General features: G+C 73.6%; 12 protein-coding genes. 6 read left to right on the top strand and 6 right to left on the bottom strand.

Annotation, left to right across the window (positions count from 1 at the left end; translation table 11 throughout):
* The first annotated feature begins 16 nt into the window (after positions 1 to 16).
* The 5 genes from LIU39_RS02920 to LIU39_RS02900 all read left to right on the top strand — a co-directional run bounded on the left by LIU39_RS02920 (position 17) and on the right by LIU39_RS02900 (position 4,105).
* Positions 17 to 973: an ABC transporter permease gene (locus LIU39_RS02920; RefSeq protein WP_227044242.1), complete on the top strand. Its 957-nt coding sequence runs from the start codon at positions 17 to 19 to the stop codon at positions 971 to 973.
* Positions 966 to 1,865 (top strand): ABC transporter permease, encoded by a 900-nt coding sequence (locus LIU39_RS02915; protein ID WP_227044177.1) that lies wholly within the window; start codon positions 966 to 968, stop codon positions 1,863 to 1,865. The genes LIU39_RS02920 and LIU39_RS02915 overlap by 8 nt, the downstream gene beginning before the upstream one ends.
* Positions 1,866 to 1,924: 59 nt before the next feature.
* Positions 1,925 to 2,893 carry an ABC transporter ATP-binding protein gene (locus LIU39_RS02910; protein WP_227044240.1) on the top strand — a complete coding sequence of 323 codons (969 nt, stop codon included), beginning with the start codon at positions 1,925 to 1,927 and terminating at the stop codon, positions 2,891 to 2,893.
* Positions 2,877 to 3,569: an ABC transporter ATP-binding protein gene (locus LIU39_RS02905; RefSeq protein ID WP_227044176.1), complete on the top strand. Its 693-nt coding sequence runs from the start codon at positions 2,877 to 2,879 to the stop codon at positions 3,567 to 3,569. Before LIU39_RS02910 ends, LIU39_RS02905 begins: the two co-directional genes overlap by 17 nt.
* An 86-nt stretch (positions 3,570 to 3,655) precedes the next feature.
* Positions 3,656 to 4,105, top strand: a complete 450-nt coding sequence (locus LIU39_RS02900; protein WP_372463792.1) for an acyl-CoA thioesterase — start codon at positions 3,656 to 3,658, stop codon at positions 4,103 to 4,105.
* Between the two features lie 58 nt (positions 4,106 to 4,163).
* Here LIU39_RS02900 and lysX read toward each other — a convergent pair whose 3' ends face one another.
* Together lysX and LIU39_RS02890 are read right to left on the bottom strand one after the other, a co-directional pair.
* A complete protein-coding gene (gene lysX, locus LIU39_RS02895; RefSeq protein ID WP_227044172.1) occupies positions 4,164 to 7,478 on the bottom strand; it encodes a bifunctional lysylphosphatidylglycerol synthetase/lysine--tRNA ligase LysX in 3,315 nt (1,104 codons plus the stop codon).
* A 25-nt stretch (positions 7,479 to 7,503) separates the two neighbouring features.
* Entirely contained in the window at positions 7,504 to 8,706 is a 1,203-nt protein-coding gene (locus tag LIU39_RS02890) for a L,D-transpeptidase family protein (RefSeq protein ID WP_227044170.1), read from the bottom strand.
* Positions 8,707 to 8,982: 276 nt separating this feature from the next.
* Here LIU39_RS02890 and LIU39_RS02885 point away from each other — a divergent pair, with 276 nt between their 5' ends.
* Positions 8,983 to 9,177, top strand: a complete 195-nt coding sequence (locus tag LIU39_RS02885; RefSeq protein ID WP_227044168.1) for a hypothetical protein — start codon at positions 8,983 to 8,985, stop codon at positions 9,175 to 9,177.
* A 55-nt stretch (positions 9,178 to 9,232) separates the two neighbouring features.
* Here the strand turns inward: LIU39_RS02885 and LIU39_RS02880 are convergent, their stop codons facing one another.
* The 4 genes from LIU39_RS02880 to LIU39_RS02865 all read right to left on the bottom strand — a co-directional run bounded on the left by LIU39_RS02880 (position 9,233) and on the right by LIU39_RS02865 (position 14,150).
* A complete protein-coding gene (locus LIU39_RS02880; RefSeq protein ID WP_372463785.1) occupies positions 9,233 to 10,492 on the bottom strand; it encodes a phosphodiester glycosidase family protein in 1,260 nt (419 codons plus the stop codon).
* 132 nt (positions 10,493 to 10,624) lie between these two features.
* Complete coding sequence (locus LIU39_RS02875) at positions 10,625 to 11,248, bottom strand: N-acetylmuramoyl-L-alanine amidase (RefSeq protein WP_227044165.1); 624 nt, start codon at positions 11,246 to 11,248, stop codon at positions 10,625 to 10,627.
* A gap of 288 nt (positions 11,249 to 11,536) precedes the next feature.
* Entirely contained in the window at positions 11,537 to 12,967 is a 1,431-nt protein-coding gene (gene xylB, locus LIU39_RS02870) for a xylulokinase (protein ID WP_227044162.1), read from the bottom strand.
* 187 nt (positions 12,968 to 13,154) lie between these two features.
* Positions 13,155 to 14,150: an acetylxylan esterase gene (locus tag LIU39_RS02865; protein WP_227044160.1), complete on the bottom strand. Its 996-nt coding sequence runs from the start codon at positions 14,148 to 14,150 to the stop codon at positions 13,155 to 13,157.
* Positions 14,151 to 14,268: the final 118 nt, after the last annotated feature.

Raw genomic sequence — 14,268 nt, 5'->3', positions numbered from 1 at the left:
GGGGCCGATGGCGCGGATGACGGCACGGCGGGCCCTGCTCGCCGTGCCCGTCCTGCTCGCCGTCACCCTCGGGGTGTTCGCCATCGCCGCCGCCTCACCCTTCGACCCCGTACGGGCCTACGCGGGCGACGCCGGGCTCACCGCCTCGCAGCAGAACCTCGACCAGATCCGGCACAACCTCGGCGTCGACCAGCCCCTGCTCGCCCGCTGGTGGGACTGGCTGACCGGCGCCCTCACCGGCAACCTCGGCGACTCCGCCACCCTGCGCGCCCCGGTCTCGCAGGTCATCGGCGAACGCATCGGCTGGTCCGTGCTGCTGTGCGCGCTGGCCTTCGTGCTCGCCGTCGCCTTCGGCACCCTGCTCGGAGTGCTCGCCGCCCGGCGGCGCGGCGGCCTGCTCGACCGTGCCGTCACCTCCGTCGCCTACGCGCTGGAGGCCGCCCCGCCGTTCTGGCTCGGCCTGCTCGCCGTCTGGCTGTTCGCCCTCAAGCTGGGCGTGCTGCCGGCCGGTGGACTCACCGATACCGGCAGCGAGGTCGCCACGGCCGGACAGATCGCCCGCCACGCCGTCCTGCCCGCCCTCGTACTCGCCGTCTCCCAGCTCCCGTGGTTCGTGCTCTACGTACGGCAGGGCGTCGGCGACGCGCTGGAGGAGGACCCGGTGCGCGGCGCACGGGCCCGCGGCCTGCGCGAGCGGACCGTCCTGCTCCGGCACGCGCTGCGCTCCGGACTGCTGCCGGTGCTCACCCTCATCGGCTCCCGGGTGCCCGAACTGATCACCGGCGCCCTGCTGGTGGAGACGGTCTTCAGCTGGCCCGGCATCGCCGCGGCCACCGTCGACGCCGCGACCGCGGTCGACTTCCCGCTGCTGGCCGCGCTCACCGTCCTGGCCACCGCCGCCGTCCTCGCCGGCAACCTCCTCTCCGACCTCCTGTACGGACTCGCCGACCCGAGGGTGGGTTTCGATGGCTGACCCCACACCGACCGCCGCGGCCCCCGTCACCTGGCACCGGCGCAGCACCCACACCGCGGCCCGGCACCGCACCCGCAGCCTGCGCGTGCGCACCTCCGCCGTCCTCGTCGCCGCCATCGTGCTCGCCGTCCTCGTCGTCCCGCTGCTGGTCCCGCTCGACCGGCAGGCCGTCGACCTGACGCTCAAGCTCCAGGCGCCGTCCTGGGCCCACCCGTTCGGCACCGACGAGGTCGGCCGCGACCTCCTGCTGCGCTGCGTCTACGGGCTGCGCGTCTCGCTGCTCGTCGGCGTGGTCGCCGCGCTGGCCGCCGCGGTCATCGGCACCGCCGTCGGCGCACTGGCCGGTGCGCTCGGCGGCTGGGCCGACCGCGCGGTGATGCGGGCGGTCGACCTCTGCTCGTCGGTGCCGCACCTGCTGCTGGGCATCTTCATCGTGGCGATGTTCCGGCCCGGCGTCTGGCCGGTGATCATCTCGGTGGCGCTGACCCACTGGCTGTCCACCGCCCGCATCGTCCGCGCCGAAATCCTCTCGCTGCGCTCCCGCCCGTACATCGACGCGGCGGTCTCCGGAGGCGCCTCGCGAGGGCGGGTGGCGCTGCGGCACCTGCTGCCCGGAGTGCTGCCGCAGGCCGGTCTCGCCGCCGTGCTGATGGTCCCGCACGCCATCTGGCACGAGTCCGCGCTGTCGTTCCTCGGGCTCGGCCTGCCCGCCCACGAAGCGAGCCTGGGCATCATGGTCAACTCCGCCCGCAGCTCCCTGCTGGCAGGCGACTGGTGGCCGACGCTCTTCCCCGGCCTGTTCATCATCGTGCCGACCCTCGCCATCGCCGGCCTGGCCGGCGCCTGGCGCGAACGGCTGAACCCCCGCCGCCGATCGGAGCTGATGCTGTGAACGCCCAGGACACCACCGCCCCCCTGCTCTCCGTACGCGGCCTGTCGGTCCGCTTTCGGATGCGAGGCGGCGGCCAGGTCGAGGCCGTATCCGGCGCCTCCTTCGACCTCGCGCCCGGCAGCTGCCTCGCGCTGGTCGGCGAGAGTGGCTGCGGCAAATCCGTCCTCGCCTCCGCCCTGCTCGGACTGCTGCCGGGCAACGCCGAGACGGCGGGCACGGCCCACCTGGCAGGGCGGACACCGGACGAGCCGGCCGTCGAGCTGCTGACCGCATCCGAACAGCAACTGGCCCGCACGATCCGCGGACGCCGCGTCGGACTCGTCCCGCAGAGCCCCGCCGCCCACCTCACGCCGGTCCGCACGGTCCGCGCCCAACTGGAAGAAACCGTACGCGAGTTGACCGGGCGGCGCGGTACGCGGTCCGCGCTGCGGGCGGCGGCCGAGGCGGCCGCGGAACGCGCCGCCTTCCCGCTCGACCACCTCGACCGCTACCCCCATCAGCTCTCCGGCGGCCTCGCCCAGCGCGCGGCGAGCGCGCTGGCCCTGGTCGGCGATGCCCGGCTGCTGCTCGCCGACGAGCCCACCACAGGACTCGACCGCGACCTCGTCGAGCGCACCGTCGACGCGCTGCGCCGGCACGCGGACGACGGCCGCGCGCTGCTGATGATCACCCACGACCTGGCGGCCGCCGAGCGGATCGCCGACCGGGTCGCCGTCATGTACGCAGGCCGCCTCGTCGAACTCGCCGACGCCACCGACTTCTTCGGCGCCCGCGGCCCGCGCCACCCGTACGCCCGCGGACTGCTCGACGCGCTGCCCGACCGCGGCTTCACCCCGATCCCGGGCCTGCCGCCGGAACTCGGCGCCCTCCCGGCCGGCTGCGCCTTCGCCGCCCGCTGCGACCGCGCCACCGACCGTTGCACGACCCTGCCCGCACTGTCCGGCGGCGTCGCCTGCCACCACCCCGTAGGCGAGCCGGCCACCGCCGGCGCCCTCGTCAAGGAGCCCGGCCGTGCTCGAACTGCGTGACATCACCGCCGGATACGAGCGGAAGCAGCCGGTCGTCAGCGGCGTCTCGCTGACCGTCGGCGTGGGCGAATCGGTGGGTCTGCTGGGCCCCAGCGGCTGTGGCAAGTCGACCCTGGCACGGGTCGCGGCGCTGCTGCACCGGCCCGAAGGCGGCATGGTCGTCATGGACGGCGAGACGGTACGGGCCTGGCGGCACCGCGCCCCGCGCGAACTGCGCACCGCGTTCGGCGTGATCTTCCAGCAGCCGCGGCTCTCCGCCGACCCCCGGCTGAAGCTCGCCGACCTGATCGCCGAGCCACTGCGCGCCACCGGCCGCCGCACCGAAGCGGCCGCATCCGTCGCCCAGTGGGCGCCCGCCGTCGGCCTCACCGCCGACCTGCTCGCCCGCCGCCCGCACGAAGTCAGCGACGGCCAGCTGCAACGCGCCTGCCTGGCCCGCGCGTTGGTGCTCAGCCCGCGCTGGCTGATCTGCGACGAGATGACCGCGATGCTCGACGCTTCCACCACAGCGGCCCTGGTGCAGGCCGTCGAGGACTACCGCGCACGGACCGGCGCAGGACTGCTCGCCGTCGGCCACGACCGCACGCTCCTGGAACGCTGGTGCGACCGCACCGTCCGCTGGTCGGAGCTGCGGGAGGCCACCGGGCAGGCGGGCCTGCCGGATCCGGCCCGCTGACGATCAACGCCGCTTACGATGGGAACGCACGGCCGGAACACGCCGTCGGCGGACCGCCGGACCGGCACCGAAGAGCAGCGGGAGTGATCGTGACGGACCCGGCAGCCGGGACAGCGCCCTTCACCGTGAACGTCACCGTCCGCGGCTACGAGACCGACACCCAGGGCCACCTCAACCAGGCGGTGTACCTCCAGTACGCCGAACACGCCCGCTGGTCGGTGCTGCAGGCCGCCGGCATCCCGCAGAGCGCCCTGGTGGCACAGGGCATGGGCCCGGTGACGGTGGAGACCACCATCCGCTACCTGCGGGAGCTGCGGGCCGGCGACGAGGTCACGGTCAGCTGCGCGTTCGTCTGGGGCGAGGGCAAGTCGTTCCGGATCGAGCAGCGGATCGTCAGGACCGACGGCACCCCGGCCGCCGAAGTGCACGCGGTCTGCGGCCTCCTGGACCTCACCGCCCGCACGATGCTCACCGACCCGCGCGGCCGCTTCACCGCACTGGCCACCGATCCCGCGCTGCTCGGCATCGAGACCTGACACGGCCGCGCGCCCTCCCGGAGGAAGGACGCGCGGCCGTGGGGTGCGGTTCAGGCGCTCAGCGGCGCCGCACCAGCGGGAACGGGAGCGTCTCGCGGATCGACAGGCCGGTGAGGAACATGACCAGCCGGTCCACGCCGATGCCGAGGCCGCCGGTGGGCGGCATCGCGTATTCGAGGGCCTGGAGGAAGTCCTCGTCCAGCTCCATCGCCTCCACATCGCCGCCGGCCGCCAGCAGGGACTGCGCGGTCAGCCGTCGGCGCTGCTCCACCGGGTCGGTCAACTCCGAGTAGGCGGTGCCCAGTTCGGTGCCGAAGGCGACCAGGTCCCAGCGTTCGGCGAGCCGGGGGTCCACCCGGTGCTGGCGGGTCAGCGGCGAGACGTCGGTGGGGAAGTCCTTGTAGAAGGTCGGCAGCGTCGTGCGCTCCTCCACCAGCCGCTCGTACATCTCCAGCACGATGTCCCCGCGGCCCATCTCCGGCTTCACCGGCACCGCGGCGGAGTTGCACAGCCGCCGCAGCACATCCGGGTTCGTGTCCGCGTCGACCGCCTCGCCCAGCGCCTCCGAGATCGCGCCGTAGACGGTCTTGACCGGCCAGATACCGGAGATGTCGTGCTCGACCAGCCGGCCGTTCTCATCCGCCTTGCGCGCGGTCGCACTGCCGAAGGCGGCGACGGCCGCGCCCTGGATCAGCTCCCGGGTCAGGTCGAGCATCACGTCGTAGTCGGCGAACGCCTGGTACGCCTCCAGCATCGTGAACTCGGGGTTGTGCTTGTAGGAGATGCCTTCGTTGCGGAAGGTCCGGCCCATCTCGAAGACCTTCTCCATACCGCCGACGCACAGCCGCTTGAGGTACAGCTCCGGCGCGATCCGCAGGTAGAGGTCGAGGTCGTAGGCGTTGATGTGGGTGTGGAAGGGGCGGGCGTTGGCGCCGCCGTGGATCTGCTGGAGCATCGGCGTCTCGACCTCCAGGTATCCCCGGTCGATCAGCCCCTGCCGCAGCGCCTGCACGGCCGTGCTGCGGGCCCGTACGGTGTCCCGTGCGTCCGGCGAGACGACCAGGTCGACATAGCGCCTGCGGACCTTGGCCTCCGGGTCGGACAGACCGCGCCGCTTGTCCGGCAGCGGCCGCAGGCACTTCGCCGTCAGCCGCCACTTCGTGACGAACACGGTCAGCTCGCCGCGGTCGCTGGTGCCGACCTCGCCCTCGGCCTCGACGTGGTCGCCGAGGTCGATGTCGGAGCCGAAGCGGTCCAGCAGTTCATCGCCGCTGACGTCCCGGGTCAGCGCGATCTGGAGGTCGCCCGACCAGTCCCGCAGTACCGCGAAGAACACCCCGCCGTGGTCACGGGTGAGCAGCACCCGTCCGGCCACGCTGACCGTCTTGCCGGTGTGCTCGCCGGCCTTGAGCCCCGGGTGCTCGTCGCGGACCTCGGCGAGCGTGTGGGTGCGCTGCACGCCCACCGGGTACGGGTCGACGCCCTCGGCGCGCAGCCGCTCCAGCTTGCGGTGCCGGGTGCGCACCTGGTCGGGCAGCGCGGCCAGTTCCCGCTCGCGCTGTTCCTCCGCGGTGGCAGGCTCGTTGACCAGGCCCAGTTCGTGCAGCGAAGGCAGGCCCACGGTGCTGGCCGGGGCCAGCAGCTTCTTCTTGCGGCCCTTGCCCCACAGCGTGCCCAGGCTCGGTACGGCGACGAAGCCTTCGGCGATGCCGGAGGCGAGGCCGATCCTGGCCAGCGCGCCGGCGTCTGCGTAGCACAGGAACCGCGGGTACCACTCGGGGCTGTACTTGGCGTTCGAGCGGTAGAGGGCCTCCAGCTGCCACCACTTGGAGAAGAACAGCAGCAGCTTGCGCCAGAACTTCAGCACCGGGCCCGCGCCGATCCGCGCGCCCTCCTCGAACGCCGACCGGAACACCGCGAAGTTCAGCGAGACCCGGTGCACGCCGAACTGCCCGGCCTGCGCGCACAGCTGCGCGACCATGAACTCCATGACGCCGTTGGGCGCGCTGCGGTCGCGGCGCATCACGTCCAGCGAGATGCCGTCGTCGCCCCAGGGCACGAACGACAGCAGCGCGATCATCTTGCCGTCGCCGTCGAATGCCTCGGCCAGCAGGCAGTCGCCGTCCTCCGGGTCGCCGAGCCGGTCCAGCGCCATCGAGAAGCCGCGCTCGGTCTCGGTGTCGCGCCAGGCGTCCGCCCGGTCGATGACCGCGCGCATCTCCTCGTCGGACAGCGCCGCGTGGCGCCTTATCCGGAAGGTGGCGCCGGTCCGCTGCACGCGGTTGACGGCCTGCCGGGTCACCCGCATGTCGCGGCCGTCCAGCTCGAAGTCCTTGATGTGCAGGATCGCCTCGTCGCCGAGTTGCAGCGCGCCGAGACCGCAGCGGGCGAACGCCTTCGCGCCGTCCTCGCTCGCGCCCATGACGGCCGGCTGCCAGCCGTAGCGCCCGGCGACCTCCAGCCACGCCTCGATGGCCTGCGTCCATGCCTCCCGGTCGCCGACCGGGTCACCGCTCGCCAGGCAGACGCCGGCCTCGACGCGGTAGGTGACGGCGGCCTTGCCACTGGGGGAGAAGACCACGGCCTTGTCCCGGCGGGTGGCGAAGTAGCCGAGCGAGTCCGCGCCGCCGTAGCGCGCCAGCAGCGCGCGGATGCGGGCCTCTTCGTCGCCGTGCAGCGCCGCTTCCATGCGCTGCGAACGGAACAGTGTGGCGGCGGCGTTCAGCAGCGCCAGCGCGCCGAACAGGCCGAGCAGGGTGCCGAGCCAGTGTGGCGGGTAGCCCTCGACGAGCCGGCCGCCGACCAGACCGCCGCAGACGCGGTTGGCCGTCCACAGCAGGCGGTTGCCGCCGCCCGCTTCCAACGAGCCGGGGAACAGCGAGACCAGGCCCCAGCCGACCAGCACCGCCGCGACCAGCCCGCCGACCAGGACGAGCGCGGCACGGGCGAAGGCACCGCGCCGGGTGATGGCGTAGAACTCGCGGTGCGAGACGACCAGCAGGAGCAGGGCTCCGGTGCACAGCACCAGCGAGAACGCGTACTCCCAGTAGCCCGCGGCGAGGAACAGCGCGTCCGCGAGGGCGACCAGCAGCATGTACGCCACCACGAACCACAGCACCACCTGTTTACGCGCGGTCATCGCCGCGCCCAGGAGGAACAGGAAGACGGCGTAGGCGAAGTTGGGCGCCACCGGGATGGTGAGAGTGTCCAGCCAGTAGATCACCGGATGGAGTCCGCGCCGCAGCGGCCCGAACAGCGCTGTGATGGCGCAGAACAGCCCCAGCACACTGAAGATGATGGCGAAGCCGTTGGGGACGCGGCGCCGGAAGCGCCGCCACCCCGTGAGTTGATCCTGGTCCTGCACGGTGCTCATTCCGTCACATTAGGCTCTGAAGAGGTCAGTTGGTCGACGCCAGGGCGCTCAGGCGCTGCCATCGCGACCAGTCGATCGTCCAGTCTGGGGTCCGGTGGTCGGTGTCGGCACTCCCTCCCGCGGATGAACCGGAGATCTCGAAGGGGTCACCCGGTGCCAGCCGGGCGCGCAGCCAGTCGGCGGCCTCCTGTGAGACCCCGATGCAGCCTGCGCCGGCCCGGACCCGGTGCGGTACGTCCCCGGGTGCCGCGGACGCGGGTCTCCCGGACGGCGCGGGCCGGGCCGCGCCGTCCGGCGCGCGGTGGCAGGCGGCGCCCGGCAGTACGGGCCCGGAAGGACCGGCGGCCGAGACGTCGCGGCCGGTCAGCGGGAAGACGCCGGTCCGCGGCTGCTTCGTGCCGTCCGCGCCGGTGGTGACCGGGAACCGCTTGACGGCCTTGCCGTCCTCGACGAACGTCAGCCGCCCGCTGTCGAGATCGACCTTGACGACCCGGCTGCGGCCGATCGTGAAGTGCAGGTCGTGGTCCTTGGCGAAGTAGCGGCCGCCGCCGGAGTCCACCCCGTCGAGGCCGGTCTGCAGCCCGACCCGGGTGCCGGGCTTCCAGTAGTCCTTGGGGCGCCAGTCGATCCGGTCCTTGCCCGATGCGGTGCGCACCCAGCCCCACGACCCGGTGGTGTGGTTGTCGGTGGTCACCTTCAGGTGCTTCTCCACCTCCGCACGGTCGGTCACCGGGAAGTCGAAGGTGACCGAGACGGGCTGGGCGACGCCGGTGACGGCGCCCTGCGAGCCGGGTCGCAGCGTCAGCTTGTTGAACTTGCCGGCCTTGCCCGTGGTCACCGATTCCTTGGCCTCGCCGGTGCCGCCCTGCGGATTCCTGGTCCGCGCGAGGACCGAGTATTTGGTGTCGGGCGCCGCCTTGGCCCCCGAGGTCCAGACCGTCCCGCCGTCCCCGAGCCCGCCCGCCAGCTGCCGGCCCTCCGGATCGGTGACCGTCACCTTCGTCAGCACCCCGCCGGACGCCGTCACCGTGAGCCGGTCGCCCGCCTGCACGGTACGGGTGCCGCTCGCCGCGCCCAGCGTCACGCGTACCGGGTCGCCCTTGGCGGGGGACGCGGCGGCGGAGCCGCAGGCGGTCAGCGCGCCGAGGCCGAGCACCGGAAGCAGCGTGAGAACGGCGTGCCGGAGCCCGGTGGGCCGGAGGCGGCTGGGGCACGGGGTCTGGCTCATGGTGGTGCTTTCGTCAGCGGGAGCGGTGCGTCGAGGCGGGGGAGTATCGGCGCCGTCGGCCGCTAAGACGACGGATGGCGAAGACTCGTTGCCCAAGGTGACGTGATCCACGCCACACTGCTGCCCGTGGTGTCGGGGCGCCGGGGGCGGGTCGAGGGGCGTGACCCGTAGTGATCACCTGAACGGCGCACCTGGTGACGAGGCTGATATATGCCGAAATGCGCCAAACTGGCCACTCGTAGCCGTCCGTTCGGGCGGCGGTCCAGGAGGTGTCCCATGGCTATTTCGATCTCGGTCATCCTGCTGCTGCTGATCCTGACGGCGATCTTTCTGCGCAGCGGAAAACTCAAGCTTTCGCACGCCATCGTGTGCGGCCTGCTCGGCTTCTACCTGGCGGGCAGCAGTCTCGCCCCGGACATCCATCACGGCCTGGCCGGAGCGGCGGACGTCGTCAGCGGCCTGCGTCCGTGACGACGGCGGCGCGCCGCCGCACCGCCGCCCGCGGCCTCCCGGGCGGCGCGGCCGTTCAGCCGGCCGAGAAGACCCCGACCGCGTTCGCCACCGGCCGCTCGGCGCCACCCGACGGATGGTTGCGGACGACGGTGTCCGCGCTGCCCGATGCGCGGGTGACCAGGGTCGATGAGCCGCCGCCGTCCAGATCCACGCCGTCCCGCGCCCCCAACCTGCCCAGCACATCGGCCAGTTCGGCGACCGTCAGCCCCGGTTCGCCCGGAGCGCCGTCCAGGGACAGCAGGTAGAGCCGGCGGCCGCCGTGCCCGATGCCCGCGCCCGTCCGCACCGCACGGGTAGTCGTGTCCAGGCCCGGCACCGGGCGGGTGTCCCGCAGCACGGGGAAGCCGCCGACCGCGAACCGCAGCGGCGAGCCGCCCCGGCCGACGAGGCGGTGGCGGACGCGCACCGGATCGCCCGGCCGCAGCGCGCGCAGCCGGCGCGCCCCCTCTTCCCGGCCGACCAGCACCATGCTCCCCGGCGCGATGGCGCCACTGCCCGGCAGTCGTGCCGCCGTGCGCACCCGGCCGCGGCGGACCGTGACCTCGTACGTCGAGGCGCTGCACGGCGCGGCGCGGTCGGTGTCGGTGCCGCAGGTGGCGCGCACCCGGGAGGTCGTGCCCCAGCGGGAGGTGTACGCGCCGATGCCGTTGACCGGCAGCGCGTACTGGTTGAGCCCGCGCAGCGGCAGCGTGCGGCGGCCGGTCAGTACGGCGCCGCGCAGGGAGAGCCGGTCGAGGCGCGCCCGCCGGTCGCGGCCGACGCCGAGCACGTCCTCGGTGGTCGTGCCGGGCGGCAGCGCGGGGCCGAAGCGCTGCCCGTCGGGCACCGCGGCCTTCAGGGGCCGTCCGGAGGAGACCGCCGGGCCGTCCGGGGCGCCGGTGGGCTCGACGCCGGGGTGCTGGGTCTCGGTGATGTGGAAGAAGTCGCCGTTGACGGCGCCGACCGCCCGGCGCCCGGCGGCCAGCCGGGACACCGCGGCCCGTGCGCCGACCGCCCCCGGGTACAGCAGGTCCACCGATACCTGCGGCGCGCCCAGGTCCACCGTCAGCAGATGGCCGTGCGCGACCCCGCGGGGTGTCGTCGTGCGGAATGCGGTGTACTGCACGCCGGGTGCCAGCCGGACGGCCGGTGACCGGTGGAGCGCGCCGGGTGCGGCGGTGGCCCGCGCGCCCTCGGCTGCTCCGGCCCCGGCCAGCACGCCCCATGCCACCACTACCGTCAGCGCCGCCCGGATCTGTCCGTATCGCCGTCTCACGATGCCCCCTGAGGTCATGCCAACTGTCCCATGTGTCATGGAAGTTCACTATGGACCGGGGATGTCGTGAATCCGTAGAAGTGGTGAACGGCCGCCGCGTCACCCGGCCGCCGCGCGCCGGCGGCCGGGTGCGGTGGTACGGGTGGTGCGTCAGGATGCGCCGGTGACCAGTTGCATGTAGCGCGCCCAGTCCCAGTACTGGCCCGGGTCGGTGTGGTCGGTGCCGGGCACTTCGACGTGGCCGATGATGTGGGTGCGGTCCTTGGGGATGCCGTAGCGGTCGCAGACGGCCGCGGTCAGCCGGGCGGAATGCTGGTACAGCGCGTCGGTGAACCAGGCGGGATCGTCCACCCAGCCTTCGTGCTCGATGCCGATGCTGCGGGTGTTGTAGTCCCAGTTGCCGGCGTGCCAGGCGACGTCGTGTTCGCGTACGCACGAGGCGAGGTAGCCGTCGGACGACCGGACGACGTAGTGGGCGGTCGCCTTGTGGGTCGGATCCTGGAAGAGCTTGATGGTGTCGGCGTACGTCTCCTGCGTCACGTGCACCACGACCATGTCGACCGGGTACTCCGTCGGGCGGTCGGCGGCCGTGTAGTTGGCGGCGTTGGCGGGGTTCCAGTGAGTGGGGGGATATGCCGTGGCGCGCGGGGTGCGGGTGCCGGACGTGGCGCGGGCGGAGGTGGCGGCGAGCGGGGTGAGTGCGGCGGCAGCGGCGAGTGCGGCGGCGCCGGTGAGCAGTCGCCGGCGGGCCGGGTGCTGGCGGTCGGGTTCCATGCGGACTCCTGACAGGGCCGAGGGGGCGCGTACATGACATGTGCGGCCTGTGTTCATGATGCGCAACGGCGCGTCCCCTGCCAAGGGTGTGGCCGATCCGTCAATGGCCCGACCAAAGAAGGAATTTCGCAGGTCAGAAGCGTCAGAAAAGTGACATGAGATCACTCGGATGCCGTAGCGGGGCGGGTGGGTCGCGGGGCGGGCAGGCGCCCCCGTACGGGGCGTCAGCGCCCGCCCCAGGCGGCAGATGAGGGGCATGTACCCCGGGGCGCCGGGTGCGGCGGCCCCTCACCTGCGCAGCAGTGCGTCCCCGTCCGCCAGCGTGCCGGCCAGCCGTTCCCAGGCGGCCGCGTCCCGCTCCCGCGCCGCGTACCGTGCGCCGCGGGCCGTCTCCCAACGGCGCGCCACCGCCGCCGGATCCTCGCCCAGCAGCAGCCCCGCCGCCTGTGCCGCGGCGCCGAGAGCGACCAGCTCCTGTGCGTCGGGCACCGCGACCGGCCGGCCGGACAGCCGCCGCACGGTCTCCCGCCAGGCCCTGCCCTGCGCGCCGCCGCCGATCAGCAGCAGCGGCGTGTCGTCCGCCGCGTCCCCGTCCAGCACCTGGTCCAGCGCCTTCAGCAGCGCGAACACCGCGCCGTCGTACGCCGCTTGAAGCAGCTGCCCGGCCGTGGTGTCGTGCCGCAGACCGTGCACCAGGCCCGAGGCGCCTGGCAGGTTCGGGGTGCGCTCACCGTCGAGGAACGGCAGGACCACCGCCTCGCCACCGGGCTCGACGGCCTCGCGGTCCCGGCCCAGGAGCGCGGCGATCCGGTCCACGGCGAGAGTGCAGTTGAGGGTGCAGGCGAGCGGCAGCCAGTCGCCACGGGCATCGGCGAAACCGGCGACCGTACCGGACGGATCCACGGGGCGGCGCCCGGAAACCGCGTACACCGTCCCCGAGGTGCCCAGGCTCAGCACCGGCTGACCCGGGCGCAGCCCGAGGCCGAGGGCGGCCGCCATGTTGTCGCCGGTGCCGGCCGCCACCAACGCGCCGCGGGGCAGCGGCAGATCATCGGCACGGACGGTGCCCGCCGCCTCGCCAGGGAGGGCCACGCGCGCCAGCGCCGCGGGGTCAAGACCGACGTGGTCGAGGATCGCGGTGTCGTAGGACTCGGTCGACGACGCCCACCAGCCGGTGCCGGACGCGTCGCCGCGGTCCGTGACGGCCTCGCCGGTGAGCCGCTCGGTGAGGTAGTCGTGCGGCAGCCGCACCGCCCTCGTCGCGGCGGCAGCGGCCGGCTCGTTGGCCCGCAGCCAGGCCCACTTGGCCACCGTGAACGCGGGCGCAGGCACGCTCCCGACCCGCTCGGCCCACGCCTTCGCGCCGCCCAGCTCTTCGATCAGCCGCGCGCTCTGCGGCGCCGGCCGGACGTCGTTCCAGAGCAGGGCGGGACGCACCGGAGCGCCCGCGGCATCCAGCGTGACCAGGCCGTGCTGCTGCCCGGCGACGGACAGCGCGGTGGCCTGCCGTGCCGCGGCGCCGCACTGCCGCAGCGCCTCGCCCAGCGCCCGCCACCACTGCGCGGGGTCGCTCTCCTTGCCGTCACCGCCGCTGACCGTGTGCGGCGCCTGCCCGCGGGCGACGACCACGCCGGTCGCCGCGTCCACGACCAGTGTCTTGGTGGACTGGGTCGAGCTGTCCACGCCGACGACGAGCGGTCCCGCCGACTGTGCGCCCATCGCGCTCTCTCCCTCTGCCCGGCCGGTGCCCCGGGCCTTCGTTCCTGGGGTGGTGTCGGAGCCGGGCCCGGCTCGGGCCGGCGACCGGATGCCGACGGCGCTCCCGGGAGGCTCCACGGTGCGCTGCCGCATAGTAGTTCGGCCCTGCGGAAAATGCGGAAGGCCCGGCGCGCGGGGTCCGACGGGGTCAGCCGTCGGCGGCTTCCCCGGCGGCGGCCCGGCCGAACAGGCGGCGCAGGAAGCCGATCTGCTCCTCCCGCTGGTGCCCGCCGCCGCCCTCGTGCCCGTTGAACCGCCACACCCGCTGCTCCTTCTCGCCCGCGTAGTGGTGGTACGCGGCGAAGCCGGTGGACGGCGGGGTGATGGCGTCCCGCAGCGCGGTGCCGAAGAGCGCGGGGGCCTGCGCGCGGGCGGCGAAGTTCAGCCCGTCGAAATGGTCGAGCGTCGCCAGGGCGTGGTCGATGCGGCCGCGCTCGCCCGCGAAGTAGTGGACCAGTTCGCCGTACGGGCCGGCGTCGGTGAGGTCGAGTGCGCGCCGGATGTCGGACAGGAACGGCACATCGATCAGGGCGGCGGCGAGATCCGGCACCAGTCCCGCCACCGCCAGCGCACACGCGCCGCCCTGGCTGCCGCCCGCGACCACGATCCGGCCCGCGTCCACCGCGTCATGGGCGCGCGCCGCCTCCACCGCGCGGACCGCGTCGGTGAACAGCCGGCGGAAGTAATAGGCGTCGGGATCCAGCAGCCCCTGGGTCATCTTGCCGGGCACACCCGGATTCGGGGAGGCGACCGGATCGGGGGTGTCCCCGGGGCGGTTGGGGCCGCTCTGCCCCCGGGTGTCCATCACCAGCGTCGCGTATCCGGCGCACGGCCACAGCAGCCAGTCGTGCAGCTGCTGCCGGCCGCCGCCGTAGCCGAGGTACTGCACCACGCACGGAAGCGGCCCGTCCGCCTGCCGCGGTGCCAGGAACCAGCCGCGGATCCGGTGGCCGCCGAAGCCGGAGAACTCCACGTCACAGGCGTGCAGCACGGGCAGCCCGGCATCCGCCGCGGCGAAGCGGGGGTCGAGGGCGTGCGCGCGTGCCTCTTCCAGGGTGCGCTGCCAGAACGCGTCGAATCCGGCGGGTTCGGGCAGCGGCGGGCGGTAGCCGCGCAGTTCGTCCAGGGGCAGGTCGATGAACACGGGAAACCTCCGGGCCGTAGGGTGGGAACGGACGGCTGTGGCCAACCGTGCCCAATCGCCGGACATTTCAGCCGTTGTATGTACCAGCTCGGTCACGGACTTTCCCAAGACCCCGCAA

It is taken from the genome of Streptomyces pinistramenti (assembly GCF_020564935.1).
GTDB lineage: Bacteria > Actinomycetota > Actinomycetes > Streptomycetales > Streptomycetaceae > Streptomyces > Streptomyces pinistramenti.
The sequence above is the reverse complement of the archived record's forward strand: the minus strand, read 5'-3'. Positions and strand labels throughout refer to the sequence as shown.